This is a genomic window from Bradyrhizobium sp. Cp5.3 (genome assembly GCF_000426265.1).
GTDB classification, from domain to species: Bacteria; Pseudomonadota; Alphaproteobacteria; order Rhizobiales; family Xanthobacteraceae; genus Bradyrhizobium; species Bradyrhizobium neotropicale.
The window spans coordinates 195,596-220,934 of the sequence record NZ_AUFA01000008.1 but is presented as its reverse complement, the minus strand read 5'-3'; the positions used below and the strand labels follow the sequence as shown (position 1 = coordinate 220,934).

At 65.2% G+C, this 25,339-nt stretch carries 24 protein-coding genes; 12 read left to right on the top strand and 12 right to left on the bottom strand.

Translation table 11 applies throughout. The annotated features are described in order from the left end of the window. Positions 1 to 39: 39 nt before the first annotated feature. A complete protein-coding gene (locus K289_RS0113285; protein WP_027551962.1) occupies positions 40 to 438 on the top strand; it encodes an META domain-containing protein in 399 nt (132 codons plus the stop codon). An 808-nt stretch (positions 439 to 1,246) separates the two neighbouring features. On the opposite strand, the gene K289_RS0113275 is transcribed toward K289_RS0113285, so the two are convergent. The 3 genes from K289_RS0113275 to groES all read right to left on the bottom strand — a co-directional run bounded on the left by K289_RS0113275 (position 1,247) and on the right by groES (position 4,691). After that, positions 1,247 to 2,458: a hypothetical protein gene (locus K289_RS0113275; RefSeq protein WP_027551961.1), complete on the bottom strand. Its 1,212-nt coding sequence runs from the start codon at positions 2,456 to 2,458 to the stop codon at positions 1,247 to 1,249. Positions 2,459 to 2,603: 145 nt separating this feature from the next. After that, complete coding sequence (gene groL / locus K289_RS0113270; RefSeq protein ID WP_027551960.1) at positions 2,604 to 4,235, bottom strand: chaperonin GroEL; 1,632 nt, start codon at positions 4,233 to 4,235, stop codon at positions 2,604 to 2,606. A gap of 159 nt (positions 4,236 to 4,394) precedes the next feature. Beyond that, positions 4,395 to 4,691 (bottom strand): co-chaperone GroES, encoded by a 297-nt coding sequence (gene groES / locus K289_RS0113265; RefSeq protein ID WP_025033779.1) that lies wholly within the window; start codon positions 4,689 to 4,691, stop codon positions 4,395 to 4,397. A 316-nt stretch (positions 4,692 to 5,007) separates the two neighbouring features. Between groES and K289_RS0113260 the strand changes: the two genes are divergently transcribed. After that, positions 5,008 to 5,529, top strand: coding sequence for a hypothetical protein (locus K289_RS0113260; protein ID WP_027551959.1), 522 nt, complete (start codon positions 5,008 to 5,010; stop codon positions 5,527 to 5,529). Positions 5,530 to 5,631: 102 nt separating this feature from the next. On the opposite strand, the gene K289_RS0113255 is transcribed toward K289_RS0113260, so the two are convergent. Further along, positions 5,632 to 6,405, bottom strand: a complete 774-nt coding sequence (locus tag K289_RS0113255) for a protein phosphatase CheZ (protein ID WP_027551958.1) — start codon at positions 6,403 to 6,405, stop codon at positions 5,632 to 5,634. A gap of 316 nt (positions 6,406 to 6,721) precedes the next feature. On the opposite strand from K289_RS0113255, the gene K289_RS0113250 reads away from it, so the two are divergent. After that, a complete protein-coding gene (locus K289_RS0113250; protein ID WP_027551957.1) occupies positions 6,722 to 7,540 on the top strand; it encodes a L,D-transpeptidase in 819 nt (272 codons plus the stop codon). 119 nt (positions 7,541 to 7,659) lie between these two features. On the opposite strand, the gene K289_RS0113245 is transcribed toward K289_RS0113250, so the two are convergent. From K289_RS0113245 to K289_RS0113220, 6 genes are all read right to left on the bottom strand, one after another. Then, a complete protein-coding gene (locus tag K289_RS0113245) occupies positions 7,660 to 8,484 on the bottom strand; it encodes a DUF2076 domain-containing protein (protein WP_027551956.1) in 825 nt (274 codons plus the stop codon). A 124-nt stretch (positions 8,485 to 8,608) separates the two neighbouring features. Beyond that, positions 8,609 to 9,454, bottom strand: a complete 846-nt coding sequence (locus tag K289_RS0113240; protein ID WP_027551955.1) for a ChbG/HpnK family deacetylase — start codon at positions 9,452 to 9,454, stop codon at positions 8,609 to 8,611. Beyond that, positions 9,451 to 10,497, bottom strand: a complete 1,047-nt coding sequence (locus tag K289_RS0113235) for a glycosyltransferase family 2 protein (RefSeq protein ID WP_027551954.1) — start codon at positions 10,495 to 10,497, stop codon at positions 9,451 to 9,453. The genes K289_RS0113240 and K289_RS0113235 overlap by 4 nt, the downstream gene beginning before the upstream one ends. 87 nt (positions 10,498 to 10,584) lie before the next feature. Further along, positions 10,585 to 11,562 carry an ATP phosphoribosyltransferase gene (hisG, locus tag K289_RS0113230; protein ID WP_027551953.1) on the bottom strand — a complete coding sequence of 326 codons (978 nt, stop codon included), beginning with the start codon at positions 11,560 to 11,562 and terminating at the stop codon, positions 10,585 to 10,587. Then, entirely contained in the window at positions 11,559 to 12,710 is a 1,152-nt protein-coding gene (locus K289_RS0113225) for an ATP phosphoribosyltransferase regulatory subunit (RefSeq protein ID WP_027551952.1), read from the bottom strand. Before K289_RS0113225 ends, hisG begins: the two co-directional genes overlap by 4 nt. Positions 12,711 to 12,980: 270 nt before the next feature. Continuing rightward, positions 12,981 to 13,736, bottom strand: a complete 756-nt coding sequence (locus K289_RS0113220) for a 16S rRNA (uracil(1498)-N(3))-methyltransferase (RefSeq protein ID WP_027551951.1) — start codon at positions 13,734 to 13,736, stop codon at positions 12,981 to 12,983. Positions 13,737 to 13,945: 209 nt separating this feature from the next. Here K289_RS0113220 and K289_RS0113215 point away from each other — a divergent pair, with 209 nt between their 5' ends. Further along, complete coding sequence (locus tag K289_RS0113215; RefSeq protein ID WP_027551950.1) at positions 13,946 to 14,617, top strand: hypothetical protein; 672 nt, start codon at positions 13,946 to 13,948, stop codon at positions 14,615 to 14,617. Next, on the top strand, positions 14,614 to 15,546 hold the full coding sequence (gene ubiA / locus K289_RS0113210) for a 4-hydroxybenzoate octaprenyltransferase (RefSeq protein ID WP_027551949.1): 933 nt from the start codon (positions 14,614 to 14,616) through the stop codon (positions 15,544 to 15,546). Before K289_RS0113215 ends, ubiA begins: the two co-directional genes overlap by 4 nt. Before the next feature lie 105 nt (positions 15,547 to 15,651). On the opposite strand, the gene K289_RS0113205 is transcribed toward ubiA, so the two are convergent. Then, positions 15,652 to 16,170, bottom strand: coding sequence for a DUF6101 family protein (locus tag K289_RS0113205; RefSeq protein WP_027551948.1), 519 nt, complete (start codon positions 16,168 to 16,170; stop codon positions 15,652 to 15,654). A 273-nt stretch (positions 16,171 to 16,443) separates the two neighbouring features. Between K289_RS0113205 and K289_RS0113200 the strand changes: the two genes are divergently transcribed. From K289_RS0113200 to lpxK, 6 genes are read left to right on the top strand one after another with little or no spacing between them, the layout of a single operon-like run. Continuing rightward, on the top strand, positions 16,444 to 17,853 hold the full coding sequence (locus tag K289_RS0113200) for a TldD/PmbA family protein (RefSeq protein ID WP_027551947.1): 1,410 nt from the start codon (positions 16,444 to 16,446) through the stop codon (positions 17,851 to 17,853). Further along, positions 17,840 to 18,658 (top strand): 3'(2'),5'-bisphosphate nucleotidase CysQ, encoded by an 819-nt coding sequence (locus K289_RS0113195; RefSeq protein ID WP_027551946.1) that lies wholly within the window; start codon positions 17,840 to 17,842, stop codon positions 18,656 to 18,658. The genes K289_RS0113200 and K289_RS0113195 overlap by 14 nt, the downstream gene beginning before the upstream one ends. Before the next feature lie 60 nt (positions 18,659 to 18,718). Then, positions 18,719 to 18,967, top strand: a complete 249-nt coding sequence (locus tag K289_RS0113190; RefSeq protein ID WP_027551945.1) for a DUF4170 domain-containing protein — start codon at positions 18,719 to 18,721, stop codon at positions 18,965 to 18,967. After that, positions 18,964 to 19,677: a lysophospholipid acyltransferase family protein gene (locus tag K289_RS0113185; RefSeq protein ID WP_027551944.1), complete on the top strand. Its 714-nt coding sequence runs from the start codon at positions 18,964 to 18,966 to the stop codon at positions 19,675 to 19,677. The genes K289_RS0113190 and K289_RS0113185 overlap by 4 nt, the downstream gene beginning before the upstream one ends. Beyond that, the gene (locus tag K289_RS0113180; RefSeq protein WP_027551943.1) at positions 19,640 to 20,986 is read left to right on the top strand and encodes a 3-deoxy-D-manno-octulosonic acid transferase; all 1,347 of its coding nucleotides are present in this window, start codon (positions 19,640 to 19,642) and stop codon (positions 20,984 to 20,986) included. The genes K289_RS0113185 and K289_RS0113180 overlap by 38 nt, the downstream gene beginning before the upstream one ends. After that, positions 20,979 to 21,995, top strand: a complete 1,017-nt coding sequence (gene lpxK / locus K289_RS0113175) for a tetraacyldisaccharide 4'-kinase (RefSeq protein ID WP_027551942.1) — start codon at positions 20,979 to 20,981, stop codon at positions 21,993 to 21,995. The genes K289_RS0113180 and lpxK overlap by 8 nt, the downstream gene beginning before the upstream one ends. 14 nt (positions 21,996 to 22,009) lie before the next feature. Here lpxK and K289_RS44325 read toward each other — a convergent pair whose 3' ends face one another. Next, the gene (locus K289_RS44325) at positions 22,010 to 23,239 is read right to left on the bottom strand and encodes an OpgC family protein (RefSeq protein ID WP_051310564.1); all 1,230 of its coding nucleotides are present in this window, start codon (positions 23,237 to 23,239) and stop codon (positions 22,010 to 22,012) included. 791 nt (positions 23,240 to 24,030) lie between these two features. Here K289_RS44325 and K289_RS0113160 point away from each other — a divergent pair. Then, positions 24,031 to 25,110 (top strand): AraC family transcriptional regulator, encoded by a 1,080-nt coding sequence (locus K289_RS0113160; protein ID WP_245283906.1) that lies wholly within the window; start codon positions 24,031 to 24,033, stop codon positions 25,108 to 25,110. Positions 25,111 to 25,339: the final 229 nt, after the last annotated feature.

Genomic DNA, 25,339 nt, shown 5'->3' with positions numbered 1-25,339 from the left:
GGTCAGGACGGTTCGAGAGGTGTCATGGGTTCACTCAATATGGGTTCGCTCAAGCAGGTGATGTGTGCGGCGGTCGCGGTGCTGCTGATGTCGGGAGTTGCTTCTGCCGAGGAGGGCTTCCCGTTCGGCACCGAGATGACGCTCGAGGCGTTGCCGCAGCCCGGCTCGAAGCGGATTCCGAACATCGAGATCGGCGACAATGGCGAGGTCGTGCTGGAGCTCTGGTGCAAGGGCGGCAAGGGTCAGTTCTCGGTTGCCGGCAACACCGTGATCTTCGTCCCCGGCCAGATCCAGGACCGCTCCTGCCCGCCCGCCAAGGCGCAGGCCGATGACGAACTCGTGGCGGCGCTCGCCGGCACCGAGACCTGGAAGCGCCAGGGCGACGTGCTCACGCTGATCGGCCCGAAGCCGCTGCGTTTCCGCATGAACGGGAATTGAGCTTCGTTGCAGCCGGCGCCCCGTCGTTGGACGGTTACGGCGTCGCAATCAATCCATTGGCGGTGGCGACGATCCAGCGATTGCCCCAGCGCACGATGGAGTCTATTCGCCCAAGCCCGGGAATAGTGTCGCCGCGCGCGGCCATCCGCATTCCCTCAGGGCCTTCGAGAACAGCAGTTCCGTCCCGAACGTCGACAACCGTCCACCCGGGGATGGTTGTCGGCCTCGTTTCAGGTGCCGGCGCCAGGGGCTGCCTCATTGCCATCGCTGGCGCGGATGGGCTCGTATGTGCTTGCGAGGCCGTCGACGGGCGCGCGCTCGAGGTGGTGGAAGTCTTGGGAATGCTTCCTACGAAAGCGGGTGCGGTTTGCTCGGAGGAAGAGGCCGTTTTTCGAGCGCCTTCAATCTTGCCCCCGGATCTTGGTTCAGAAGCTCGCAATGAGGGCACTGCTTTCTGGGCAATCGGGCTGACGCCAAACATGCTCGCGAACGCAGGCCAATTCAGGCCCCCGGCCCATCCCAGTCCAAAGCTTGCCACAAGTGCGATCGTGAACAGCAGAAAGGTGCGCGCTCGAACACCATAGGGGTCTCGTAGCACCAGCACTTCTTCGCGATCGTGGCTTAAGAGATCCCACAGGCTGGCTGGCTGCCTCGGCAATTGGCCGCCAACCACATTCCCGGGCCGGATGTTTCCAAGGGTACTCAGCTCGTGGTCTTGCATGATGCGACCCACGTTCGGCTAACCGATGATGGCCGCTTAGACTGAATCGAATCTTAACAATCCGGCGAACGGCTGTGGCGGCTCAGCCTATTTCCACAGCGACTTGTCGGCATCCCAGCGCTGGCCCTTCAGCTCCTTGACGAGCGCCTCGACCGAGCCGTTGTCGTCGGGCTGGTCGCCCTCCTCGTCGGTCGCCGCCTCGTCCGACAGATTGAGCTTCGCGCCGGTGCTCTCGTCGGCGGTCGTGGTCGAGGGGCTGCCGATCCAGAGCATGAGCTTGTCGGTTGAGCCCGGCTTGTCCGCGGAGACGAGGCCGGCGACCTCGATCGTGTCGGTGAGCTCGAGCGCGGGGAAATCCTGGTTCGGCCGTTTGAAGACGAGCTTGAGCTTGCCGGTGGTCGGGCTGAAGCTCTGCGAGACCGGCTTCGCTGCGAGCGTCCTGCTCAGGACGTTCGAGACGGCGGTAGCGAGCTTGTCGCGGTTGATCTTGTCGCCGTCGCGCCAGTCGGCGGCAGGGAAGCGGATGGTGCGATCCATTTCGGTCATTCCTGCGGTCCAGCCTGCGGCGGTGACGCCCGGCATCGCCTTGAGCTTGGCGAGCAGCGCGGGTGCGCGCTCCGGATCGACCGACATGTTGATGGTCTGCTCGCCGGCGCGGAGCGCGTCGCAGCCGACCGAGAGGCTCGCCAGCGTCACCTCGACGTCCTGGCCCTTCAGGCTCTTCAGGACGTCGGTCGCCGCATCGAGCTTGACCTTGACCGCGATCGCTTCCGGCGAGACCTCGGTGAAATCCTTCGGCTGCGGCGTGATGCCGTCGTCGGAGGTCTGGTTGTCCAGAAATTCCTTCTCGCTGAGGTCGGAATTGTCGGGGGAAGTGACCTCGGTCACGACCTGGCCGATCGAGATCTGGCCGCGGAATTCAAAGGTGTCGCCGGTCGGCTTGCGCAGCAGCTTGACGGTGACCAGCGCCTTCTCGCCGACGCTCTGCGTCGTGCCGGTCAGCGTCTGGCCCGCGACCTGGAGGTTGGCGACGAAGCGGTCCTTGCGGTCGGAATTCTTCGCGACGGGATAGCAGACGTCGAGCACGGCCGCGGTGACCGTCTTGCCCTGCCGCGTCTCCTTGAGGATCACGTCGGCATTACCGTCCATCAGCCCGTCGATCGAGGTGAAATAGCGCGTCTCCACGCCGCCAGGTGCCGTGGCCTTCGGCGACAGCTTCATCTGGGCGGATGCGACTTCAGGCGAAACGGCAAGCAAAGCCGCCAGGAGAACAGTCGGGCAGACCAGAGGCGCGCGCATCGATGAAATCCTCGAGCAATCGAATCGGCGCGCCACCGTAGTGGGTTTTGGCCGTCGGTTGAATTGGAAAGCGAGAGGTATCATCGGCAAAAAAGAAGGCCGCCCGGAGGCGGCCTTCGCACGATCGTAATGGAAGGAACAGGCCTTAGAAGCCGCCCATGCCGCCGCCGGGCGGCATCGCCGGGGGCGCGTCCTTCTTCGGCATTTCGGCGACCATGGCTTCGGTGGTCACCAAGAGGCCTGCCACCGACGAGGCGTCCTGGAGCGCGGTGCGAACCACCTTGGCCGGATCGATGATGCCCTTCTCGACCATGTCGACATAGTCCTCGTTCTGGGCGTCGAAGCCGAAGGTCTCGGACTTGTTCTCCAGGATCTTGCCGACGACGACCGAGCCTTCGAGGCCGGCGTTCTCGGAGATCTGGCGGACCGGAGCTTCCAGCGCCTTCAACACGATGTTGATGCCGGCCTGAACGTCGGCATTGTCGTTGGAGAGGCGGCCGACCGCCTTCTTGGCACGGAGCAGCGCGACGCCGCCGCCGGGGACGATGCCTTCCTGCACCGCGGCGCGGGTGGCGTTGAGCGCGTCCTCGACGCGGTCCTTCTTCTCCTTGACCTCGATCTCGGTCGCGCCGCCGACGCGGATCACCGCGACGCCGCCGGCGAGCTTGGCGAGACGCTCCTGCAGCTTCTCACGGTCGTAGTCCGAGGTGGTCTCCTCGATCTGCGCCTTGATCTGGCCGACGCGGGCCTCGATGTCGGGCTTCTTGCCGGCGCCCTTGACGATCGTGGTGTTCTCCTTGTCGATCACGACCTTGCCGGCGCGGCCGAGCATCTTCACCGTGACGTTCTCGAGCTTCATGCCGAGATCTTCCGAGATGAGCTGGCCGCCGGTGAGGATCGCGATGTCCTCGAGCATGGCCTTGCGGCGATCGCCGAAGCCCGGCGCCTTGACGGCAGCGACCTTGAGGCCACCGCGCAGGCGGTTGACGACCAGCGTCGCCAGCGCCTCACCCTCGACGTCCTCGGCGATGATGACGAGCGGCTTGCCCGACTGCACAACGGCTTCCAGCACCGGCAGCATGGCCTGCAGGCCGGACAGCTTCTTCTCGTGCAGGAGGATGTAGGCGTCCTCGAGTTCGGCGGTCATCTTCTCGGCGTTGGTGACGAAGTAGGGCGACAGATAGCCGCGGTCGAACTTCATGCCCTCGACGATGTCGACTTCGGTGTCGAGCGACTTGTTTTCCTCGACCGTGATGACGCCCTCGTTGCCGACCTTCTGCATCGCCTGGGCGATCATCTTGCCGATGGCGGAATCGCCGTTGGCCGAGATGGTGCCGACCTGGGCGACCTCGGAGGAGGAGGCGACCGGCTTGGCGCGCTTCTCGATGTCCTTGATCACGGCCGCCACCGCGGTGTCGATGCCGCGCTTGAGGTCCATCGGGTTCATGCCGGCGGCAACCGCCTTGGCGCCTTCGCGCACGATGGCCTGGGCCAGCACGGTCGCGGTGGTGGTACCGTCGCCGGCGAGGTCGTTGGTCTTGGAAGCGACCTCGCGCACCATCTGGGCGCCCATGTTCTCGAACTTGTCCTCGAGCTCGATCTCCTTGGCGACGGTGACGCCGTCCTTGGTGATGCGGGGCGCGCCGAACGACTTCTCGATGACGACGTTGCGGCCCTTCGGGCCGAGCGTCACCTTGACGGCGTTGGCGAGAACGTCGACGCCGCGCAGCATGCGTTCGCGCGCGTCTCCGGAAAATTTGACGTCTTTGGCAGCCATTTTCTAACTCCTGAAAAACTTGGATCGATGGGGCGCCGCATTTTCCCTCGTCATTGCCGGGCCTGGCCGGCAATTCATCATCATACGAAGAACGATGGATGCCCGGGTTGGGCCCGGGCATGACGATGGAGCATTCAGCGGCGGTTCAGGCTGATGGCCTTAGGCCAGCACGCCCATGATGTCCGACTCCTTCATGATCAGGAGCTCTTCGTTGTCGATCTTGACTTCGGTGCCCGACCACTTGCCGAACAGCACGCGGTCGCCGACCTTGAGGTCGATCGGGATCAGCTTGCCGGTCTCGTCGCGGCCGCCCGGGCCGACGGCGACGACTTCACCCTGGGACGGCTTTTCCTTGGCAGTGTCCGGAATGATGATGCCGCCCTTGGTCTTTTCCTCGGCGTCGATACGTTTGACCACGACACGGTCATGCAGCGGACGAAATTTGGACTTAGCCATGACGTTTCCCTTTGGAGGCTCGCTTGTCGAAAACAGCGGAAGTGGGTGAGGGCGGAGCTTCCATCCAACCTCTCCGAGGGTCGAATGGCGCGCTTAGCAATCGGTCTTTCCGAGTGCTAATAGTGCGCCCGGAAATATGGCTTGGCCGCGATCCTGTCAAGCAAAGGTGGTTAAGCGATTGGTGAGGCGGATATAGGATGGTGTTTTCGGAAACTCGTTCGTGGTGTTGGCGTATAAAAGGACGTCATTGCCCCGGCAGCGGTTTTGCGCTTGGCTGCGGGAGGGGTGTGGCCAAGGTCTTGTTCGGGGGAATGCCATGATCAGTTCAGCTCAGGCGCGGACGGCTGCCAATCTGGCCGCCGCCTCATTGTTGGCGCTGCTGCTTGGCGCCTGCGGCGGCGGTATGAGCCTGCCGTCCTTCTCCTCGTCCCAGCCGGCACCCGAGGCCGAGCCCGGCACCGGGCCGGAAATGCCGGCGAGCATCCGCTCCGACGAGATCGTCGGCCGCTGGGGCCTCGCCTCGTTCCAGAACCCGGCCGATCGTGCCCGCACCGAAGCTGCCGCGCGTGCGCAGTGCAAGAATCCTTATGTGATCGGCGCCGGTTCCTCCGGCGGCGTGATCATGCATCTGGCCGACCAGGCGACCCCGCAGGAACTGCGGCTCAAGGGCTCGCCGAGCGGCAAGAATTATATCGGACCGTCCGGTCCGACCCCCGGCGAGCAGGATCGCGAGATCGTCTCCTTCGACGGCCGCGTCCTGATCACCCGCTTCATCGACAAGGACGCCGCCACCCGTTACGGCAACATGGTCTACGTCCGCTGCGCGCCGAAGGCGTAGTCGAGGTGGCGGCCTGACCACTCGTCATTGCGAGGTTCGCTCGCAACGACAAAAAAACGCCGGCGAGAGCCGGCGTTTTGTATTTTCGCTATCTCCGTCCGCTCAGTCGAACAGCGCGTCGATGTCGTCCTGCGAGGCATGGCCGACGTCGCCGGTGAGTTTCGGACCGTTGAGCAGCTTGGCGTCCTCGTCGCGGGTGTCGATGATCGGCGGCGCATGCGCCTTGATCGCGTCGACGCCGCCCCAGATGTCCATCATCGCATTGATGTGCTGCTCGATGAACTTCATCGTGGTCATGACCTTGTTGATGCGCTGGCCGGTCAGGTCCTGGAAGTTGCAGGCCTCGAAGATCGAGATGACGCGTTCCTGGATATCGTCGGCGAGCCGCTTCTGCTGGTCGATCGAGTCCACCTTGGACAGCGCGGATGCGGCCTGGTCGATCGATTCGGCGGCTTCGAGGATCTGCTGGGTCGCCTGCTCGGTGCCGCCGACGACCGCGCCGAGCTCGCCATTGACCTTGGCCATCTCCTCGCCGTTGAAGCTCTTGCCATGCAGCACCGCGATCTCGCGCTTGGTGCGGCTGATGGCGTCGTGAATGAGGTCGAGCTCGACCTTGAGCTTCTCGCACTGCTCGATCTGGGCGCGATAGGTTTCCAGCATCACGCGCGCATCGGCAACTTCCTGCGCCATGACGGTTTCGCTCGGCGGCAGCGCGGCGTGGGCTGCGTGACTGCTGCGGGCCATCTGTGCACGGATCGCGCGCAGCTCGGCCATGATCTCGCTATGCATCGGAAGAGCCTCGTCGATTACTTCAGGAATTGGCATCTCGCCGACGACAGCTTCCTCGACGCGAAAACGTTTGCGGTGAACAGCCATTAGGATACTCCCCCCACCTCACTCACGCGTCTTTGTAGGCAGAAGCGATTTAACACGAAGTTCACAGCGGGAACTGTGATGCGGCCGCGGGCGACGGCGCGCAAAGGAGCGATTAACCATGCGAATTCGCCGTTCACCGAAAATAAACGCTGATCGCCAAATTGCACCCGTGCTGACAGCGTGGTGAATCGAAACGCCTGATACGTTTACCAAACCGATTTGCTTTTGATCTCTATTGACCACGTCGGGAAGCGCGGATCAGCCAGGCGCTCTCCACGACGAATGCGATCTAGACGAAACAGTACAGAGTACGTCGATGTTCAAGAGAATGTCTGTCGCGCTGCTCGGCAGCGCTTGCACCTTCATGGCCGGCGCTGACAGCGCGAGCGCCTTCGACAATACCGTGCCGAACGATCCGCCCGCGGTGCTCTACGCGCCGCAGGTCCCGCCGGCACCGGTGCGCGTCGCCTCCAACTCGAACATGAATTCGAACATGGGCGGCGGCTTCATCGAGTTCTTGTTCGGCGATGCCCCCGGGCGCGGCCGGACCTATTATCCGCAGCAACAGCAGCCGATGTATCAGCAGCAGCCGGCCTATTACGACCAGCGCCGTATGCCGCCGATGGGCGGTGACCCGCAGATGCAGGGCGCGGTTCAACAGGAGGGGATCGACCCGCGGCAGCGTCCGTTCGATCCGAAATTCGAGAAACAACTCGTTGACTATAGCGGCAGGGAAACTGCCGGCACCATCGTGGTCGATTCTTCGAACAAGTTCCTCTATCTCGTCGAAGGCAACGGCAGGGCGCTGCGCTACGGCATCGGCGTCGGACGCGAGGGCTTTACCTGGACCGGCGTGAAGTCGATCACGGCCAAGCGCGAATGGCCGGACTGGACACCGCCGGCCGAGATGATCGCCCGCCGTCCCGACCTGCCGCGGCACATGGAGGGCGGTCCTGAAAACCCGCTCGGCGCGCGCGCGATGTATCTGGGCTCGACGCTCTACCGCATCCACGGCTCCAACGAGCCCTGGACCATCGGCACCAACGTCTCCTCGGGCTGCATCCGCATGCGCAACGAGGACGTCATCGACCTCTATGGCCGCGTCAATGTCGGCACCAAGGTCGTGGTGATGTGAGGCCAAGCGCTCGCTCCTTACCCTCTCCCCTTGTAAGGGGAGAAGGGAAGAGTTCTGGGCATTAAACGAGAACGGCCGCCTTATCGGCGGCCGTTTTGTTTGACGTAGGAAGAGTAGCATTACGCGTAATCGCTGCCGCCATCGTCGTCGCCGCCGAAATCGCTGTCGTCGGCCATGTCCGTGTTGTCGTCGTCGTGATCGTCGTCGTAGTTCTGATCGTTGTCATTGCGATCGTTGTTCGACGCCTGGTCGACGAAGCCCTGTCGGGAATCGTCGCTGCGGTTCGAGCCGATATCGTTGAGGCCGGCATCGCGCGCGAGCGAGCCGCCGGACTGGTCGCTGCCGCCCCACGGGCTGCCGCCGCCGCGGTCCCCGGCGATGCTGGTATCGCCAAAGGCCTGCTGATGCGGTCCGCCCATCATGTTGCGGATGCTTGAGAGCAGCAGCGAGCCGCCGACGACGCCTGCGGCCGCGGCCGCGGCCGTGCCGAGGAAGGAGCCGCCGCCACCGCCGACCGGCGGGGCGCCATAGCCCTGGCCCTGACCATAAGCCTGTCCGTAGGGCGGCTGGCCGTAACCCGGCTGCGTTTGCTGCATCGCCTGGCCGGTGTTCCACACCGGCCGCGAGTCACGCGGCGGCACGTTCGGAACCGAGCCGCGCGAGGGGCTCGCGCCGAACAGCGACTCGCGCATGGAGTCCAGGAAGCCGCCGGACTGCGCCTGCTCCGGCGCGTGGGCCGCCTCCAGCTCCTGGATGCGGGCATGGGCGCGCTTCAGCGCCTCGTCCTGCAACAGCACGGTCTGCACCAGCGCATAGATCGCGCCGGGCGCCTTGCGCAGGCCATCGGAGATCGCGGCGATCGCATCGGGATCGCGCGGTGCATTCTCGAGTTTCGAAAGCCGATCGAAAAGCTCGTCGACGAGCTGGCGTTCCTGCGGCGTCATGGTCAGTCTCCCTCGCGCGAAACATGCGCGTCGAAGATGTAGGGTTCCAATGTGGCCCCAACAGTGGCCTGCGGATTAAATTTCCGTATGCGACAAGCTGCCCGGCAGCCTGCCTTCGGCCGTTTCACGCCAATGTCACGTTGCTTGACCCAAGCAGGCGCGGGAACGCGTCGCTGGCGAGATAGGCATGCTCGCGCTCGCGCACATCCGTCATCGGGTCAAGGCTGGTGAGGACATCGTCGACGAAGCCGGGGTGGCACATGATGAGGCCGCCATCCGGCAGGCCCTGGATGAATTGCTGCATCAGCGCGGCGAAATCGGCGGCCCGCGTGAAGTCATAGGCGCCGGCGAAGCCGGGATTGAAGCCGAGGCCGGCACGGCGGGCGCGCTGGCGGAATTGCGCGCTGAGGACATCGAGCACCAGCGCCTTGGGCGAAGCCAGCCGTTGCGCCAGCGGCAGGTCGCGGCCGCCCTGGCGCACCCACGCCTTTGGCGCGACCTCGCTGACCGCATCGACAAAGCCGTCGCGCACCTGCGGAAAGAGCTGCACATGCTGATGGCCGTCGACAAAATCCGGCGCGCGGCCGAAGGCTTCCGCGAAGGCCGCGAGCTGCGCCTTCACCTCATTGCGAAAGAATTCGCGGTCGAGCCGCCGGGCAAGGCCTGCGCGCAGCAGTTTCGGAAAGCCTAGGAACATGTCGCCGTCGAGCGGACGGAAATGCATGGTGAGCGGCCGGAACGGCGCCGACAGCGTCACGTGCAATCCGATCGCGCAACGCGGGCTGTTCTTGGCTGCGGCGTTCAGCGCGTCGATCTCGCCGTGGTCGATCGCGGGACCGACCATCATCACCGAAGTGGCGTTGAGGCGGCCGCGTTCGATCAAATCGCGGATGGCGCGGTTGACGCCGGGGCTGATGCCATAGTCGTCGGCGCAGAGCCAGATCCGCCGCGGCGTCGCGGCCTCGCTCATTCGGCCGCCGTCCTCTTCGAGGCGTCGTCGGCCGTGTCGGCCTCGAAGCGCTTCTCGCTGTGCTCGGCAACGAAGTAGATCGGGCGCGCCTTCAGCTCGGACAGGATCTTGCCGATATATTCGCCGACAATGCCGATCATGATGAGCTGCACGCCGCCGATCGTCATCAGGCCGACCACGAGCGAGGGATAGCCGGGCACCTGCTTGCCGGTGGTCCAGACCTCCCAGAGGATCGAGAGGCCGAACAGGAAGGCGCCGCCTGCCAGGATCACGCCGAGCAGGCTGGCAAAGCGCAGCGGCGCCACCGAGAACGAGGTCAGGCCCTCGATCGACAGGCCGAGCAGGCGTGCGGCGTTGAACGTGGTCACGCCATGGGTGCGCGGCGCCGGCTCGTAGTCGACGCGGATTTGGCGGAAACCGATCCAGCTTGCGAGCCCCTTGAAGAAGCGGTTGCGCTCCGGCAACTGCCTGAGTGCTGCCACCGCACGCGGTGACAGCAGGCGGAAGTCGCCGGCGTCCTCGGGGATCTTCTGGCGCGCGCCCCAGTTGATGAGCGCGTAGAAGCCGTGCACGGCGAGCCGCCGCAGGAAGGTCTCGTTGTCGCGATGTGCCTTGGCGGTATAGACGACGTCGTAGCCATCTTCGATCCAGTGCCGCACGAGCTGCTCGACCAGGGCCGGCGGATGCTGGCCGTCGCCGTCCATGAACATCACGGCGCCGCGGCGGGCATGATCGAGGCCGGCCATCAGCGCCGCCTCCTTGCCGAAATTGCGCGACAGCGAGACCACCTGGAGGTCGAGCGCGTCGGCGGGCAGTGCGCGGGCGATCGACAGCGTCGCATCCGCGCTGCCGTCGTCGACATAGACGACCTCGCAAGACAGGCGGTAGCGCTGCCGCAGGGTCCTGGCGAGCTCGCAGATCCGCTCGTGCAGGATCGAAAGTCCCGCGGCCTCATTGTAGACGGGGACGACAATCGACAGCCCTTTCGCCGCGGCGTTGGCCACGGTGGTCGTCAGGGTGGAAACGTCAGAGCCGAGCGTCATCGATCAAGGTTCCAGAGACCTTCAATTGTTCCAAACAGCATATGGTAGCTGCCGCTTGCTGTCGCTACGCTGAATGAACCCCGGGGCTCACCGCCGCAGGAATGTCTCGAGCTTGGCGAACAGCGGGTTCTCCCGGTCGAACACGTAATCGAGCGAACCGACCGACACCGTCTCGGCGCCATGGTCGCGCAGGAAGCTCGCGAGCGCATAGAGCTGGCCCGGCGGGCAGTGCAACGTGAGCATGCCCGACGAGGTCGGCCCGCCGAACGGGGTTTCGACGCCGAACCGGCTGTGAGCTTCGCCGAGCAGGGCGGCGTCGCACTGGCGGAATCGGGTGCGGACCTCGCGGTATTTGGTGGCCCGCGCCCGCGCCGCGATGTGATCCAGGATGACGCGCGCGGTCTCCCGGGCCTGCGGCGACCAGTCGGCGTCCCTGGAGGCGACCAGATTGGCCTGGCTACGCAGCATCACGCCGTCGTCGAGCACCCTCAATCCGTTGGCGGCGAGCGTCGCGCCGGTCGTGGTGATGTCGACGATCAGCTCGGCGGCGCCGGCCGCCGGCGCACCTTCGGTCGCACCGGCGCTTTCGACGATGCGGTAGTCGACGATGCCGTGGCTCGAGAAGAAGGCGCGGGTGAGGTTGATGAACTTGGTCGCGACCCGCATCCGCATGTGATGCTGCTCGCGGAAGCCGGTGGTGACGTCGTCGAGGTCGGCCATGGTGCGGACGTCGATCCAGGCCTGCGGCACGGCGACGACGACGTCGGCGTAGCCGAAGCCGAGCCCCTCGATCAGGGACACGCGCGTGTCGGCGTCCGCGATGTTCTCGCGCACCAGATCTTCGCCGGTGACGCCGAGATGCGCGAAGCCGCGGGCCAGTTGCGAGGCGATCTCGCTCGCCGAGAGATAGGCGACCTCGACATTGTCGAGGCCTGCGATCGTGCCGCGATAGTCGCGGGCGCCGCCGGCCTTCGACAGCTTGAGGCCCGCACGGGCGAAAAAGGCCTCGGTGTTTTCCTGAAGGCGGCCCTTGGAGGGAACGGCCAGGACGAATGGCGCGCTCATGACTTGAGCTCCTTGCGGCCGATCCGGGTCAGCGCATCCACCCAGACCGAGAAGCCGACGGCGGGGATCGGCGCGACCGATCCGAGCTGGGTCATCAGCCCGTCATAGCGGCCGCCGGCGACCAGCGGCTCGGCGCCGTTGCCCCTGTGATGCAGTTCGAATTCGAAGCCGGTGTAGTAATCGAGCCCGCGCCCGAACGCGGTCGAGAAGCGCGTCTGCTTCACGTCGATGCCGCGCGCCGCCATGAAGCCAATCCGGCTTTCGAACTGGTCGATCGCGGCCGTGATGTCGAGCTTTGCTTCAGTGGTGAGTGCGCGCAGCTCGGCAATGGCGTCGTCGGGATTGCCCGAGATTGCCAGGAAGCGCTTCAGCACGGCGAGCGCCTCGCGCGGCAGCGCGCCGCCCTTCAGCGTCGATTGCTCGAGGAAGCGGTCGGCGATCTCGGCCGTGGTGCGGCCGCCGACATTCGTGGTGCCGGCGATCGACATCAGGTCGGTGACGAAGGCAAGCGCCGCCTTGCGGTCGGAGCCGGCGAGCGCGGCGAGCACGCCCTCATATTCGCTGCGGGTCGCGGTGGTGGCGTGCGCGAGGCGCTCCAGGTCCTGCTCGAGGCTGATCTTGCGGTTGAAGTCCTTGACCAGGCGGCGGCGCCAGACCGGGTAGAGGTCGAGCGCATCGAGCAGCGCGTTGAACAGCGCCACGTCGCCGGTGCGGATTTCGACGTCGCTCACGCCGAAGGCCGCGGTCGCCTCCAGCGCCAGCGCCAGCATCTCGGCGTCGGCCGCGGCGCGGTCCTGGCGGCCAAAGGACTCGATGCCGGCCTGAAGGAATTCGCTGGGCTGTCCGTTGCGGTAGCGAAATACCGGACCGAGATAGCTGAAGCCGGCCGGCTGGCCGGCGCGGCCGGAGGACAGATAGTCGCGCGCCACCGGGATGGTCAGGTCCGGACGCAGGCAGAGCTCCTCCCCGGTCAGGTCCGTCGTGAGGTACAGGCTCTTGCGGATGTCCTCTCCGGAGAGGTCCAGGAACGGTTCGGCCGGTTGCAATATGGCGGGCTCGGCCCTGAGGTAGCCGGCCTGCGCGAACGACAGGAGCAGCGTATCCGCCCAGGCGGAGCCAGCAGCGTTCGGGATGGCAGTCGCGGTCATCTCAGGTCCCATCGTCCCGGTGGACCCGGGCGGAAAAGGGGGAAGGGGCGTTGGCGCAGCCCCTTAGCATGGCCGGGTGGCGGTTTCGACCTCCAAAGGATCAATCGCTTAACGGTTCGGCCAATGCACATGGCTGGCGGGGATTCGACCGGCCCGCTTGCGGCCGCGAAACAGGTGCGCTCCCTCTCCCGCCTGCGGGGGAGGGCTGGGGTGGGGATGCTTCCGCGTCGGGATTGCCTGAGGCTTACAGAGCGTGCCCGCGGAAACTAATTAGACCGATCCGCCGCCCCAATCGCCCAGCACCGCCTGGACCAGCGCCAGAGCCGCGACCGCGGCCGTGTCGGCGCGCAGGATCCGGGGGCCGAGCGCCAGCCGCAGGATTTTGGGCTGCCGCAACAGCAGCGCCCGCTCTTCCTCGGCGAAGCCGCCTTCGGGACCGATCAGCACGTCGATGCCGTGCCCTGCCTCGCGCGCGTCCTGAAGGCCGCGAATCGGGTTCTCGACGTCGGCTGCCTCGTCGCAGAACACCAGCAGGCGGCTTGATTCGCGCTGGCTTAGAAAGCGCTCGAGCGCCACCGGTTCGGTCACGGAGGCAAGGCTCAGGATGCCGCATTGCTCGGCCGCCTCGATCACATTGGCGCGCATGCGCTCGCTGTTGACGCGCGAGGCCTGGGTGAACCGGGTCAGCACCGGCTGCAGGGTGGCGGCGCCCATCTCCACGGCCTTCTGGACCGTGTAATCCAGCCGGGCGTGCTTCAGCGGCGCGAAGACATAGGCGAGGTCGGGCAGGGTGTCCTGCGCGCGGGTCTGCTGCAGGATCACCAGGCTGTCGGGGCGTTTCCGGCCCTCGATCGCGGCCTGCCACTCGCCGTCACGCCCGTTGAACGCCAGGACCGAGGCGCCGGCGCCGAGCCTGAGCACATTTCCGAGATAATTGCTCTGGTCGCGGTCGAGCGCGACCCTGGCGTCCTGCGCTAGGGGGGCGTCGACAAACAGGCGGGGGGCGCGAAAATCGTGGGAGGGCATTGCTCAAGGTCCGATTTGCCGCCGTTCTTAACCGAAAGCAGCGCTTTCGGGGGTAATTATTGCCCCCACGGTGCGTCCCGGCGCCGCGCTCTTGCCCAATTCGACGGGTTGTTAAGCGGCGGCGGGAATCGTAAAAACGCGAACACGCTGGTTGCGCTTCAATTAGGAAGACGCCGAACCCCGTAGCTCCCGCCGGAGAGACAGCCTTCATGATCCGTCGTTTGATGGTTCCGATCATTGCCGCCATGGTCACCATGGGCGCCGCAGGAGCTTATGCGCAAGGCGCCTTCCCGGCGCCACTGCCCGGCCAGGCCGCGACTTCCGATTCCGCCTTTCCGCCGGTCAACGGTTCGGCGCCAGTCGCCTCCGTGGGCACGGCGCCGCAATCATCCTTCCCCGCGAACGGCGCGGCTCCCGTCGGCGGTGGCGGTGCGTTCAGCGCGGCGCCGCCGACGCAGAGCGGTCCCGGCGAGGAATGCATGAAGGCCTTCATCCCCTTGCGTGAGGAGGCCGAGAAGCGCGGCAAGCTGATCAAGGCCGCGAGCGACCGTCACGCCCCGCCCGACGAGGCCTGCAAGCTGATCGGCAACTTCAGCCAGGCTGAGGTCAAGATGATCAAGTACATCGAGAGCCACGCCGCCAAATGCGGAATCCCGCCGCAGATCGGCGATCAGATGAAGGCCGGGCACAAGAATACCGAAAACATGCAGAAGAAGGTCTGCATGGTGGCGCAGCAGATGCAGCAGGGTGGTCCGCGCGGACCGGCCGGCCCCTCGCTGAGCGAGGTGCTCGGCTCCTCGGCTTCGGTGCCGGAGGCCAATGCCGGCAAGAAGGGCGGCAGCACCTTCGACACGCTCAACGGCAACGTTCTGACCCGATGAGTGATGCTTCCGCCCGCGTTGCCGATTCCACCGGCAACTGGGTGGATACGGTCGCGCCGCAATGGGCGCGGCCTTACCTGCGGCTGTCCCGCTTCGATCGTCCGATTGGCTCCTGGCTTCTGTTGATGCCGTGCTGGTGGTCCGCAGCGCTCGCCGCCGGCATGGCGCACGACATCGGCCGCCTGCCGCTCATCATCGTCCTGTTCTTCATCGGCGCCTTCGTGATGCGCGGCGCCGGCTGCACCTGGAACGACATCACCGACCGCGACCTCGATGCCAGGGTCGAGCGTACGCGTTCGCGGCCGCTGCCCTCTGGGCAGGTGAGCGTGACGCAGGCGCTGATCTTCCTGGTCGCGCAGGCCCTGATCGGGCTCGTCGTGCTGCTGCAGTTCAACCGCTTCGCGATTTTGACCGGGATCGCCTCGCTCGTGATCGTCGCGATCTATCCCTTCATGAAGCGCATCACCTGGTGGCCGCAGATCGTGCTCGGCCTCGCCTTCTCCTGGGGCGCCCTGATGGGATTTGCCGTCACCTTCGCCCGCATCGATGTGACCGCGCTCGTGCTCTATGCCGGCGCGATCGCCTGGGTGATCGGCTATGACACCATCTACGCGCACCAGGACACCGAGGACGATGCGCTGATCGGCATCAAGTCGACCGCGCGCCTGTTCGGCGCGCACACGCATCAGGCGCTCATCATGTTCTACGGGCTCGCGGTGATGCTGATCGGCATCGCGCTGGCATCTGGCGATGCGCGCTGGCCGGCCTGGCTCGGGCTGTTGGCCTTCGCCCTGCATCTGGTCTGGCAGATCATGCGGCTCAGGATCAACGATCCTGCGCTCTGTTTGCGGCTATTCAAATCGAACCGCGATGCGGGGCTGCTATTGTTTGCGGGGTTGCTCGCGGACGCGGTGATGCGGGCAGTGTAGAACTCGTAGGGTAGGTTAGCGAAGCGTAACCCACCACTGTCTGTTTCTGCGGACACAAAAGAGGTGGGTTACGCCTTCGGTTAACCCACCCTACCAAAACCTTGCTCAGTTCCTTGCGATGATCTCGCGCTCGTCGCGATGAATGGAAAGCTCGCGCGCAATGCCGGCGCGGCGGCGCATCAGGAATTTCGGACGGCGGGCGCGGATGGCGTTGCATCGGCGGCGCCGCGGCGCGGGCTCGCGCGTGCCTTCGTCGAGCTGCGGCAGCGCGAAGATCTCGCTCCAGGTCGCCCAGGCTTCGAGGATCTCGTCGCCATCGGCGCTGACGAGCAGCGGAATGGAAAGCGAGGGATCGCGGTGGACCAGGACGAGCGTCTGCGCCTCGTCATCGCCGCGCAATGCGATGCCGGTGAAATCACTGACGCGGACGTTGACCGCCATCTGCATGCCGCGGATCGCACGGCGCAGCACGACGCGTTCGCGATGAAGCTCGATCTGTCTGGTGTGGCCGTCGGCGCGCGGATCGTGCGCGTCGAAGCGGACCGGAAGGGAAAGAGGGTCGAGCCGCAATGCGCGGCTCGACCCGGCGGGAGCGACCCCGCATGTTGCTGTTTGACGCCTCACGGCTTTAGTCTCCCCGCCGGGATTATGTTCCCGGTCGATGCGAGGACCTTAGCGCGGGAAGCTTCGGAAACCGCTTAAAAAGGCTGGTTAACCCCCCGTCACTGCCGCTCATGATTGACAAGACCTTGGCGCGCATGATTGACGAGACGTTGCCGCGCTGCCGCGAATCTGAGCTTTCGGCGGGCCGAAAATGCTTGAAGTCCGCTCCAATCGGGCACATCTGGTGGGTTCGGCCCCTCGGCCCTCGAACCCGCCCCCAACAGGATTTCGTTCGTGAACTCTTCACCATCCGCAAGCTCGACGCTTTCGCCCAAGGATTCCTCCAAGTCTGGCCGCGACCTGTTCGATCAGTCTCAGCTGTCGGATCTCGCGCAGCGGCTGGTGGATGCGGCGAAGCGCGCCGGCGCGGACGCCGCCGATGCGGTCGCGGTGCGCGGCATCTCGCAGGGCGTCGAGGTGCGTGACGGCCGCGTCGAGGAATCCGAGCGTTCCGAGGGCGACGATGTCGGGCTGCGCGTGCTGGTCGGCCAGCGCCAGGCGGTGGTGTCGACCAACGACGTCAGCGGCGATGCCGTCGCCAAGCTCGCTGAGCGTGCGGTGGCGATGGCGCGCGTTGCGCCAGTCGACAAATATGTCGGGCTCGCCGATCCCGCGCTGCTTGCGCGCGACTTCCCCGATCTCGACCTGCTCGATCCCAACGTGCCGGCGACCACCGAGCTCGAGCGGCGTGCGCTCGAAGCGGAAGCGGCCGCGATCGCCGTGAAGGGCGTGACCAAGTCCGGCGGCGCGTCGGCTTCCGCCGGTATCGGCGGCATGGTGCTCGTCACCAGCACCGGCTTCCATGGCTCTTATCTGCGCTCGAGCCAGGGCATCTCCGCGACCGCGATCTCCGGCGAAGGCACCGGCATGGAGCGCGACTATGATTTCACCTCGGCGCCGCATGCCTCGGATCTCCTGTCGCCCGAATATGTCGGCCGTTCGGCCGGCGAGCGTACGGTGAAGCGCTCCAATCCGCGCAAGGTCGAGACCTGCAAGGTGCCGGTCGTGTTCGATCCGCGCGTGGCGGGCTCGCTGGTCGGCCATGTCGTCGGTGCCATCAACGGCGCGTCGATCGCGCGCAAGACGAGCTTTTTGAAGGACAAGCTCGGTCAGCAGCTCTTCGCCAGGAACATCCGCATCATCGACGATCCCCTGCGCAAGCGCGGCCTGCGCTCGCAGACCTTCGATGCGGAAGGCGTCGCCGTGAAGAGACAGGCGCTGGTCGACGAGGGCGTGCTGACGACCTGGCTTTTGGATTGCGCGACCGCGCGCGAGCTGGGCCTTGCGACCACCGGCCATGCCCATCGCGGCGTGTCGTCCTCGCCCTCGCCGGGGCCGTACAATCTGCATCTCGAGGCCGGCACGCCGACGCCGGCCGAGCTGATCTCCGACATCAAGCAGGGTTTCTACGTCACCGATCTGATCGGCTCCGGCGTCAATGGCGTCACCGGCGATTACAGCCGCGGCGCCTCCGGCTTCTGGATCGAGAACGGCGAGATCACCTATCCCGTGAGCGAGGTGACCATCGCAGGGCACCTGTTCGAGATCTTCAAGTCGATGCAGCCCGCCAGCGACCTCGAGTTCCGCTACGGCATCAATGCGCCGACGGTGCGCATCGAGGGTTTGACGCTTGGCGGACGCTGACGCGAACTCCCTGGACGAGACCATTCTGGCCCGCGACGCGGCGCTGCTGAAAGACACGGTGCGGGAAGCGGGCGCGCTCGCGCTGTCGATGTTCGGCACCGAGCTGAAGAAGTGGATCAAGGGCGCGTCCTCGCCGGTCTCCGAAGCCGACATCGCCGTCAACGATCTCCTCGAAGCGCGCTTGCGCGGCGCGACGCCCGATTATGGCTGGTTGTCGGAGGAAAGCGCCGATGACCAGGCGCGGCTGTCGCGGCGCCTGGTCTGGGTCGTCGATCCCATCGACGGCACGCGCAACTATCTGGGCGGCCATGACGACTGGTGCGTCAGCGTAGCGCTGGTCGAGGGGGCCTCGCCCGTGCTCGCTGCGGTGTTCGCGCCGACCAGCGACGAGTTCTTTTTCGCCGCGCGCGGGCAGGGCACGACCCTCAACGACAGGCGCGTGCGGGCGAGGCTAGGGGCCGAGCTCGACTTCTCCCGCGTGGCCGGCCCGAAACCGCTGGTCGAGCGGCTCAAGCCGTCACCGGGCGAGATCAAGCTGCATCCGCGAATCGGTTCGCTGGCGCTTCGGCTGTGCCGGGTCGCCCACGGCGCGCTGGATGCGGCTTTTGCGGGGGGCAATAGCCATGATTGGGATCTTGCGGCTGCGGATTTGATCGTGCAGGAAGCGGATGGTAGGATGAGCGACCTCTCCGGAGAACCCCTCCTCTATAACCGCCGGGAAGTGGCGCACGGGGTGCTGGTGGCAGCGGGCCTGGATCGTCATGCGAGCATCGTCGCGCATTTTCGAAACCGCCCCTTGCCCTGAAGCGCGTCCGCTGTGCTTGTCGAATACTGCTTGCCGGGCAGTCCGTTAGGAAGAGAATCCATGTCAGATAGTGCCCCGCAACAACTGCTGCATCTCGTCATCGGCGGCGAGCTCGTCGATCTCGAGCACAACACGTTCAAGAATCTCGACGACGTCGAGATCGTCGGCCTCTATCCGAACTATGCGACCGCTCACGCCGCCTGGCGGGCCAAGGCGCAGAGCACGGTCGACAATGCGCAGATGCGCTATTTCATCGTCCATCTCCACCGGCTGCTCGACCCGAATCAAGAATCGAAGCCGGCACGTTGAAGAGACTGCTTCGCAATACGCTGCGGAGCAGCTGGTTTCAGCGTGCCGTCGGGATCCTGGCGGCCGAATATCTGCGGCTGGTCTGGCGGACCAACAAGTTCACGTTCGATCCGCCTGACGTCTACGCTCGCGTCGAGCCGCAGATCCCTGCGATCTTCGCCTTCTGGCACGGCCAGCATTTCCTCACCCCGTTCATCAAGAACAAGGACTGGTACAAGGCCAGGGTGCTGATCTCCCGGCACCGCGACGGCGAGTTCAACGCCATCGCCGCCGAGCGGCTCGGCATCGGCACGATCCGCGGTTCCGGCGATCATGGCGGGGCTTTCCACCGCAAAGGTGGGGTCGGCGCCTTCAAGGAGATGGTGCGCACGCTTCAGGACGGTTGTAATGTCGCGCTGACCGCCGATGTCCCGAAGCGCTCGCGCGTGGCCGGACTCGGCATCATCATGCTCGCACGGGAATCGGGGCGGCCGATCATGCCTTTCGCGATGGCGACCAGTCGCTTCATCCGGCTGAAGAACTGGGACCGCACCACCATCAATTTGCCATTCGGACGGGGCGCCCTGGTCGGCATCAAGGAAATCCACGTCCCTCCGGACGCCGACGCGGCCACCATGGAAGCGCTGCGGCAGGATCTGGAGGACACCTTGAACGAAGCGACCCGTCGCGCCTATGCGCAACTCGGCCGCCCGGGACCCCAAGATGCCTAAGTCGCTGCCTAGTTCGCTGCCGATGACGCTGCGGATGTACAGGCGCCTGGCTTCCGGCCTGGTGCCGCTCGCGCCTGCGCTGATCAAGCGGCGGCTGAAGCAGGGCAAGGAAGACCCCGCGCGCGTCGGCGAACGGCGCGGCCTGTCCCGGGACGTGCGGCCGCACGGGCCGCTGGTCTGGATCCATGGCGCGAGCGTCGGCGAGGTGCTGGCTGCGGCGGCGCTGATCGAACGGCTGCGCGATCTCAACCTGCGCATCCTGCTCACCTCAGGCACCGTGACCTCGGCCGCCGTCGTGGCCAAGCGTTTCCCGCCCGACGTCATCCATCAATACGTGCCGTACGATTCCCCGCGCTATGTCGCGCGCTTCCTCGATCACTGGAAGCCATCGCTGGCGCTGTTCATCGAATCCGATTTGTGGCCGAACCTGATCCTGGCCGGCGCGGCGCGCCGCTTGCCGATGGTGCTGATCAACGGGCGGATGTCGCACCGCTCATTCCCGCGCTGGCGGCGGATGCACGGCACCATCTCGGCGCTCTTGTCGCGCTTCGACATCTGCCTGGCGCAATCGAAGATCGACGCCGAGCGTTTTGCCACGCTTGGCGGCCGCGACGTCGTCATCACCGGCAATCTCAAGCTCGACGTGCCGGCGCCGCCCGCAGATCCCGCCAAGCTCGAGCGCCTGATGGCGATGACGCGGGGCCGTCCGATCATCGTCGCGGCCTCGACCCATCCGGGCGAGGACGAGATGCTGGTGGCGGCGCATCGCAGCCTCGTCGGCTTCTTTCCGCAGCTCCTGACCGTAATCGTGCCGCGCCATCCGGATCGCGGCTCCTCGATCGCCGGCCTGATCACGGCCTCGGGCCTGACGCCGGCCCTGCGCTCGCGCGAGGAGCTGCCGACGGCCACGACCGACATCTACGTCGCCGACACCATGGGAGAGCTCGGCCTGTTCTACCGCCTCTCGCCGATCGTGTTCATGGGCGGCTCGCTGATCCCCCATGGCGGGCAGAACCCGATCGAGGCGATCAAGCTTGGCGCTGCGATCGTCCATGGTCCGCACGTCTTCAACTTCACCGACGTCTACGCGGCGCTCGACGGAAGCGGCGGGACGCGGCAGGCGGAGACGCAGGAAGCTCTGGTGAAGCAGCTCGGCCAGCTGCTGGCCGATCCAGCGGTGCGCGACAGAATGCAGCGCGCTGGCACCGGCGTGGTCGAGGAACTCGGCGGTGCGCTCGATCGCACCATGGCGGCGCTCGAGCCGTATCTGCTGCAACTGCGGATCGAGATGGGAGCCGCCAATGCGTGAGCCGGCCTTCTGGTACCGGCCACGTTCCCCGAAGTCGCATCTTCTCCAGCCATTGGGCGCGCTCTACGGCGCGATCACCGCGCGGCGCATGGCGCGCAAGGGCTTCGACGCCGGCATCCCCGTGATCTGCGTCGGCAATTACCATGTCGGCGGCGCCGGCAAGACGCCGACCGTGCTCGCGCTGACCAAGCTGTTGCGCGAGCTCGGCGAGACAGCGGTCGTGCTCAGCCGCGGTTATGGCGGACGCCTGAAGGGTCCGGTGATGGTCGATCGCGCACGTCATAGCGCGGCCGATGTCGGCGACGAGCCCCTGATGATGGTGCGTGACGTGCCGGTCGCGGTCGCGCGCGACCGCCTCGACGGTGTGGCGCTGGCCAGGTCGCAAGGCGCGACCGTCATCCTGATGGATGACGGCTTTCAGAATCCGCACATCACCAAGGATGCTTCGCTGATCGTGATCGACAGCGAGCGCGGCCTCGGCAACGGCAAGGTGTTCCCCGCCGGCCCTCTCCGCGCGCCGCTGAAGGGGCAGCTCGCGCGCACCGACGCGCTGGTGCTGATCGGCGATGGCCATGCCGCCGACGATGTCGCGGCGGAGATCGTCGCGCGGGACAGGCCGGTGCTGCGCGCGCGGCTGAAGCCGGATGCCGCGTCCGTCGCTCAGCTCTTCGGCAGGCAGGTCCTCGCCTTCGCCGGCATCGGCGATCCCGGGCGCTTCTTCCGCACCCTGCAGGCCAGCGGCATCGACGTCGCGCGCACGCGTCCCTTCGCCGATCACCACATGTTCTCGCAGGCCGAGATCGCCGCGCTTGTCGCCGACGCCAGGCGCGAGCAGCTCACGCTTGTGACCACCGAAAAAGATCTTGCCCGCTTGCGCGGCAGCGCGGGCGTGCCTGATGACATAGTGCCGTTCGCGGTCCAGCTCGAGTTCGACGACCGCGCAGCGCTCCGCGGCCTGATGAGCGACCATCTCTACAAGGCGCGCGAGCGACGGTTCGCACGCCGCTGAGATTCACCAAGCGATTAATGTGATGTGATCCTGGTCCCGGGCCAAAGCGTTCCGTCGGCCTGACAGCTCGAGAATGTCGGCGAGACCGTCTCGTCCGTCTGCGTCCGCTGGGGCTGCCGCGAGCGCTTGTTGTTGATTGCGTGCAGCAGCCTCGCGACGGCGATCATCATCAGAATTCCAGCAAGACTGAGCAGGATCTGCATCGCGAGCCCCGCCGAGATGTCGAGCAGCGTAAGGTGGCCGGCGAGCGCCAGAAGGACGCCGAGACAATAGATCGGCAGCGAATTCTCGCCACAGCACCCCGCGCAGCGCAGCACCGGCGACGATAGCCCTCGCCAATCCTGGGGAATGAGCCGCAGCGCCACAACTGCGAGAGCCAGGAAATGCAGCAGCCGCAACGGACTGAGATTGGATTTGTCCAATGGAAATACCAGGTCCGTCAATGCCTGCGGGACCAGTGGCTTGATGCCCCAATTCAGTGCAAGGACCAGGCTGAAAACCAGATAGAGAATGGCAAGAACAAGCGCCGGGCGCGACATCACCCACGGCCGGAATTTCTCTCCCTCGATGACGCACCAAGCGCCCAGCACGATCAGAAGCTGCCAGGCCAGCGGATTGAAGAACCAGACGCTATTGCGCCAGGCTGGAACGCTCCAGCCGAAGACGTGCACGAGCGCATAAAGCGCCAGCGAAAGGCCCAGCGTCACGTTTGGTGCTCGCAGCAGCAGCCACAACAGCGGCGCGAACAACACGTGAAAGATCACGAAAACCGGCAGGACGTCGGTGTTGACAGGGCGATATTGGAGGATTGCGGCGTGCGCAAGGCTCGCCCCCGGCTGCTCGAACAGAATTCGCGTATTGCTATGGTCGGCAAGATCATCGCTGCCCGTGAGGTAGACGAGGACGGCGCAAGCGAGCGTGAGCAGCAGAAACGCGGCGTAAATGTCCCATCCCCGCCGCAGCGAACGGCCGATCATGCCGCTCCAGCCGTCGCGCTGACGTGTCCTGCCGTAGGCCAGCGCACAGGTCACGCCCGAGATGAACATGAATATCTCGGCGGCATCGCAGAAGCCGTAATTGCGCGGTGTCAGCCAGCTTCCGATGTTGTTGGGCACATGGTCAAGGAATATCCACCACAGCGCGATCCCCCGACAGACATCGATGCGCAGGTCGCGGCCGGCCCCGCGGAACTCCGGCGGAGTTTCGCCGATCAATCGCTTCGAGGTGTGAGTTCTATCAAGCATCTGTTGACCTGCACGGCGTGCGCGCATGCCCTCATCGGAGGTAGGTCGATGAGACGTACGGATGCTCGGGGACTTGCGCGGGCCGAGCGGGTCTCCGACCAGGCGATGCGGTTGCGCGCCCCAGCTACCTGATGGTCCGGGGTTCTTTCGTCGCCCAGCCGCTGTGCTGATCGCCGGAGTCGGAAGTATCACCGTCCTCCCACGGCTCTCGCAGGGTGTCGTCACCGGCAACCGGTATGGAGAGCTGCTTTCGCATTTCGGCGAGGCGGGCGCGGCAGTACTCACGGTAAAGCATGTCGACTATGGTGGACATGATCGAACCCTCGCTTGATCAACAGCGTTGACATCCCGCGTGATAGATTTCGAGCATTCCAGCCGGCGGTAAAAGCGAACGGTGCCGGAAAGTAATTTTTGCCCGACAAACTCTGATGACGATGTGGCGGCCAAGGAACGCCACGAAATCGGTATCAGGGGACATCCAGTGCTGCAGAACGTTTGCGTCGCGGACCGTTGAGTTCGATCAATCGCGAACGACGTCGTAAAGATGGATTTGCGCTTGCACCCTGCCAGGGACGTTCAAATCGGATCCGATGGCAGCAATTTGAGATAGAGCCATCACGCTTGTCTCCTCTTAAAGGAGATTTTCTGCACCGCGACTCTCGCAATCCGTGTAGGCGTAATTTTCTGGCCGCTACGTGAGCCAGTTCACAATAGTATTGCTCACAGGTGAATGAGACTAGCAGGCAAGTGATGTAACTTCTTGGAGTTCTGCGCACCTTTACGAAGACGGCGTGGTGCGCGAATTGCAAAATACGGATACCGACAGCGGCCTGTCGCAGCATTTCAACCCGATGTTTTTGTCAAGGCTGGAGGTCCCCATGTCTACGGACGCAGCCGATTTCGTATCGCATCGATTCTCGTCGCGCGAGCTTCCGGAGCGCATGCGACTTCCGCTCTGGCGCGAGAGCTTTGTGCGAGGGATAGTTCACGTCGATATCGAGCCGATATCGAACGTTCCGTTTCAGGCCGACGCAACGCTGCAAGCGATCCCGGGTCTGCGCACGCTCGCACTGAAAGGCTCGTCCATGCGCTTCAAGCGCCTGCAGGCGAGCATTGCTGATGGTGATGACTCGATCGGTCTCATCGTCGGCTCACCCGGCAGAAGTCAGCTCTCGCAGCGCGGCCGGGACATTGGGCTTTGCGCCGGCGACGCAATCGGAATTCTGCATTCGGAGCCCGTCACCGTCACCTATGTTGACGGATTACTGTTCGGTCTGGCCGTGCCGCGCGACGCGCTTGCACAGCGCGTGACGGACATTGAAGGCCTCGCCATGCGGCTGATTTCCTGCCGAACCGAAGCGCTTCGTCTCCTGATGGCTTATCTGAAGTCGGCATTCAAGGAGGGGGCTCTGGCCGCCCCCAAGCTGCGTGATGCGGTCATGGTTCACATCCATGATCTCGTGGCGCTCGCAGTCAGCGAGTGCGCGCCCCTGGGCGAGAGCGATGCGAGCGCGGTCGTGGCCGCGCGCCACAGCGCCGTACTCGACTACATCGCGGCACACTTTCAGGACCCAGGACTTAGCGTCGAGACGGTCGCCCGTTGCCAAGGCATCTCACCTCGCTATCTGCAGCGCCTGATGGCGTCATCAGGGTCATCATTCACCGGGCACGTGAACGAGTTGCGTCTCCAACTTGCTCTCAAGCTGCTAACCGAGGCGCGCGTCAGCGCGCAGCTGATTTCCGACATCGCCCTGGAGGTCGGCTTCTCGGATGTTTCGCATTTCAATCGCTTGTTCCGAGCTCGCTTCGGCGATTCGCCACGTGGGGTTCGCTGCGCCGGCAGGGATCCCGGCCAGGCCGCGTGCCCCTGATCGGCGCGTGCACGAGATGGCATATGTTTTCGGAGCTCGCACATGACCACGGGCATCGTCGCTGGCGACGATAGGGCTGGTTGTTCTCGCAAGTGAAGGAGGCTGCGGTCTCGTTGCCCGCCACAATCTGCGCGGCGGGCGCGCCAACTCATCGCGCGCAGCGCGCAGCGGAGGCGCGCGCGGTCATGTCGCGCAGCCTGCCTCCCCCTTTGTAATCCATTTCACACAG

What these genes read in the sequence shown, in the direction of transcription:
- K289_RS0113255 (WP_027551958.1), bottom strand. Translation starts at nt 6,405, where the DNA reads ATGGCTGTTCACCGCAAACGTTTTCGCGTCGAGGAAGCTGTCGTCGGC.
- K289_RS0113275 (WP_027551961.1), bottom strand. Translation starts at nt 2,458, where the DNA reads ATGCGCGCGCCTCTGGTCTGCCCGACTGTTCTCCTGGCGGCTTTGCTT.
- K289_RS0113285 (WP_027551962.1), top strand. Translation starts at nt 40, where the DNA reads ATGGGTTCGCTCAAGCAGGTGATGTGTGCGGCGGTCGCGGTGCTGCTG.
- ubiA (WP_027551949.1), top strand. Translation starts at nt 14,614, where the DNA reads ATGAGTGATGCTTCCGCCCGCGTTGCCGATTCCACCGGCAACTGGGTG.
- K289_RS44325 (WP_051310564.1), bottom strand. Translation starts at nt 23,239, where the DNA reads ATGCTTGATAGAACTCACACCTCGAAGCGATTGATCGGCGAAACTCCG.
- K289_RS0113225 (WP_027551952.1), bottom strand. Translation starts at nt 12,710, where the DNA reads ATGACCGCGACTGCCATCCCGAACGCTGCTGGCTCCGCCTGGGCGGAT.
- K289_RS0113180 (WP_027551943.1), top strand. Translation starts at nt 19,640, where the DNA reads ATGCGCAACTCGGCCGCCCGGGACCCCAAGATGCCTAAGTCGCTGCCT.
- groES (WP_025033779.1), bottom strand. Translation starts at nt 4,691, where the DNA reads ATGGCTAAGTCCAAATTTCGTCCGCTGCATGACCGTGTCGTGGTCAAA.
- hisG (WP_027551953.1), bottom strand. Translation starts at nt 11,562, where the DNA reads ATGAGCGCGCCATTCGTCCTGGCCGTTCCCTCCAAGGGCCGCCTTCAG.
- K289_RS0113250 (WP_027551957.1), top strand. Translation starts at nt 6,722, where the DNA reads ATGTTCAAGAGAATGTCTGTCGCGCTGCTCGGCAGCGCTTGCACCTTC.
- K289_RS0113260 (WP_027551959.1), top strand. Translation starts at nt 5,008, where the DNA reads ATGATCAGTTCAGCTCAGGCGCGGACGGCTGCCAATCTGGCCGCCGCC.
- lpxK (WP_027551942.1), top strand. Translation starts at nt 20,979, where the DNA reads ATGCGTGAGCCGGCCTTCTGGTACCGGCCACGTTCCCCGAAGTCGCAT.
- groL (WP_027551960.1), bottom strand. Translation starts at nt 4,235, where the DNA reads ATGGCTGCCAAAGACGTCAAATTTTCCGGAGACGCGCGCGAACGCATG.
- K289_RS0113215 (WP_027551950.1), top strand. Translation starts at nt 13,946, where the DNA reads ATGATCCGTCGTTTGATGGTTCCGATCATTGCCGCCATGGTCACCATG.
- K289_RS0113190 (WP_027551945.1), top strand. Translation starts at nt 18,719, where the DNA reads ATGTCAGATAGTGCCCCGCAACAACTGCTGCATCTCGTCATCGGCGGC.
- K289_RS0113220 (WP_027551951.1), bottom strand. Translation starts at nt 13,736, where the DNA reads ATGCCCTCCCACGATTTTCGCGCCCCCCGCCTGTTTGTCGACGCCCCC.
- K289_RS0113235 (WP_027551954.1), bottom strand. Translation starts at nt 10,497, where the DNA reads ATGACGCTCGGCTCTGACGTTTCCACCCTGACGACCACCGTGGCCAAC.
- K289_RS0113240 (WP_027551955.1), bottom strand. Translation starts at nt 9,454, where the DNA reads ATGAGCGAGGCCGCGACGCCGCGGCGGATCTGGCTCTGCGCCGACGAC.
- K289_RS0113245 (WP_027551956.1), bottom strand. Translation starts at nt 8,484, where the DNA reads ATGACGCCGCAGGAACGCCAGCTCGTCGACGAGCTTTTCGATCGGCTT.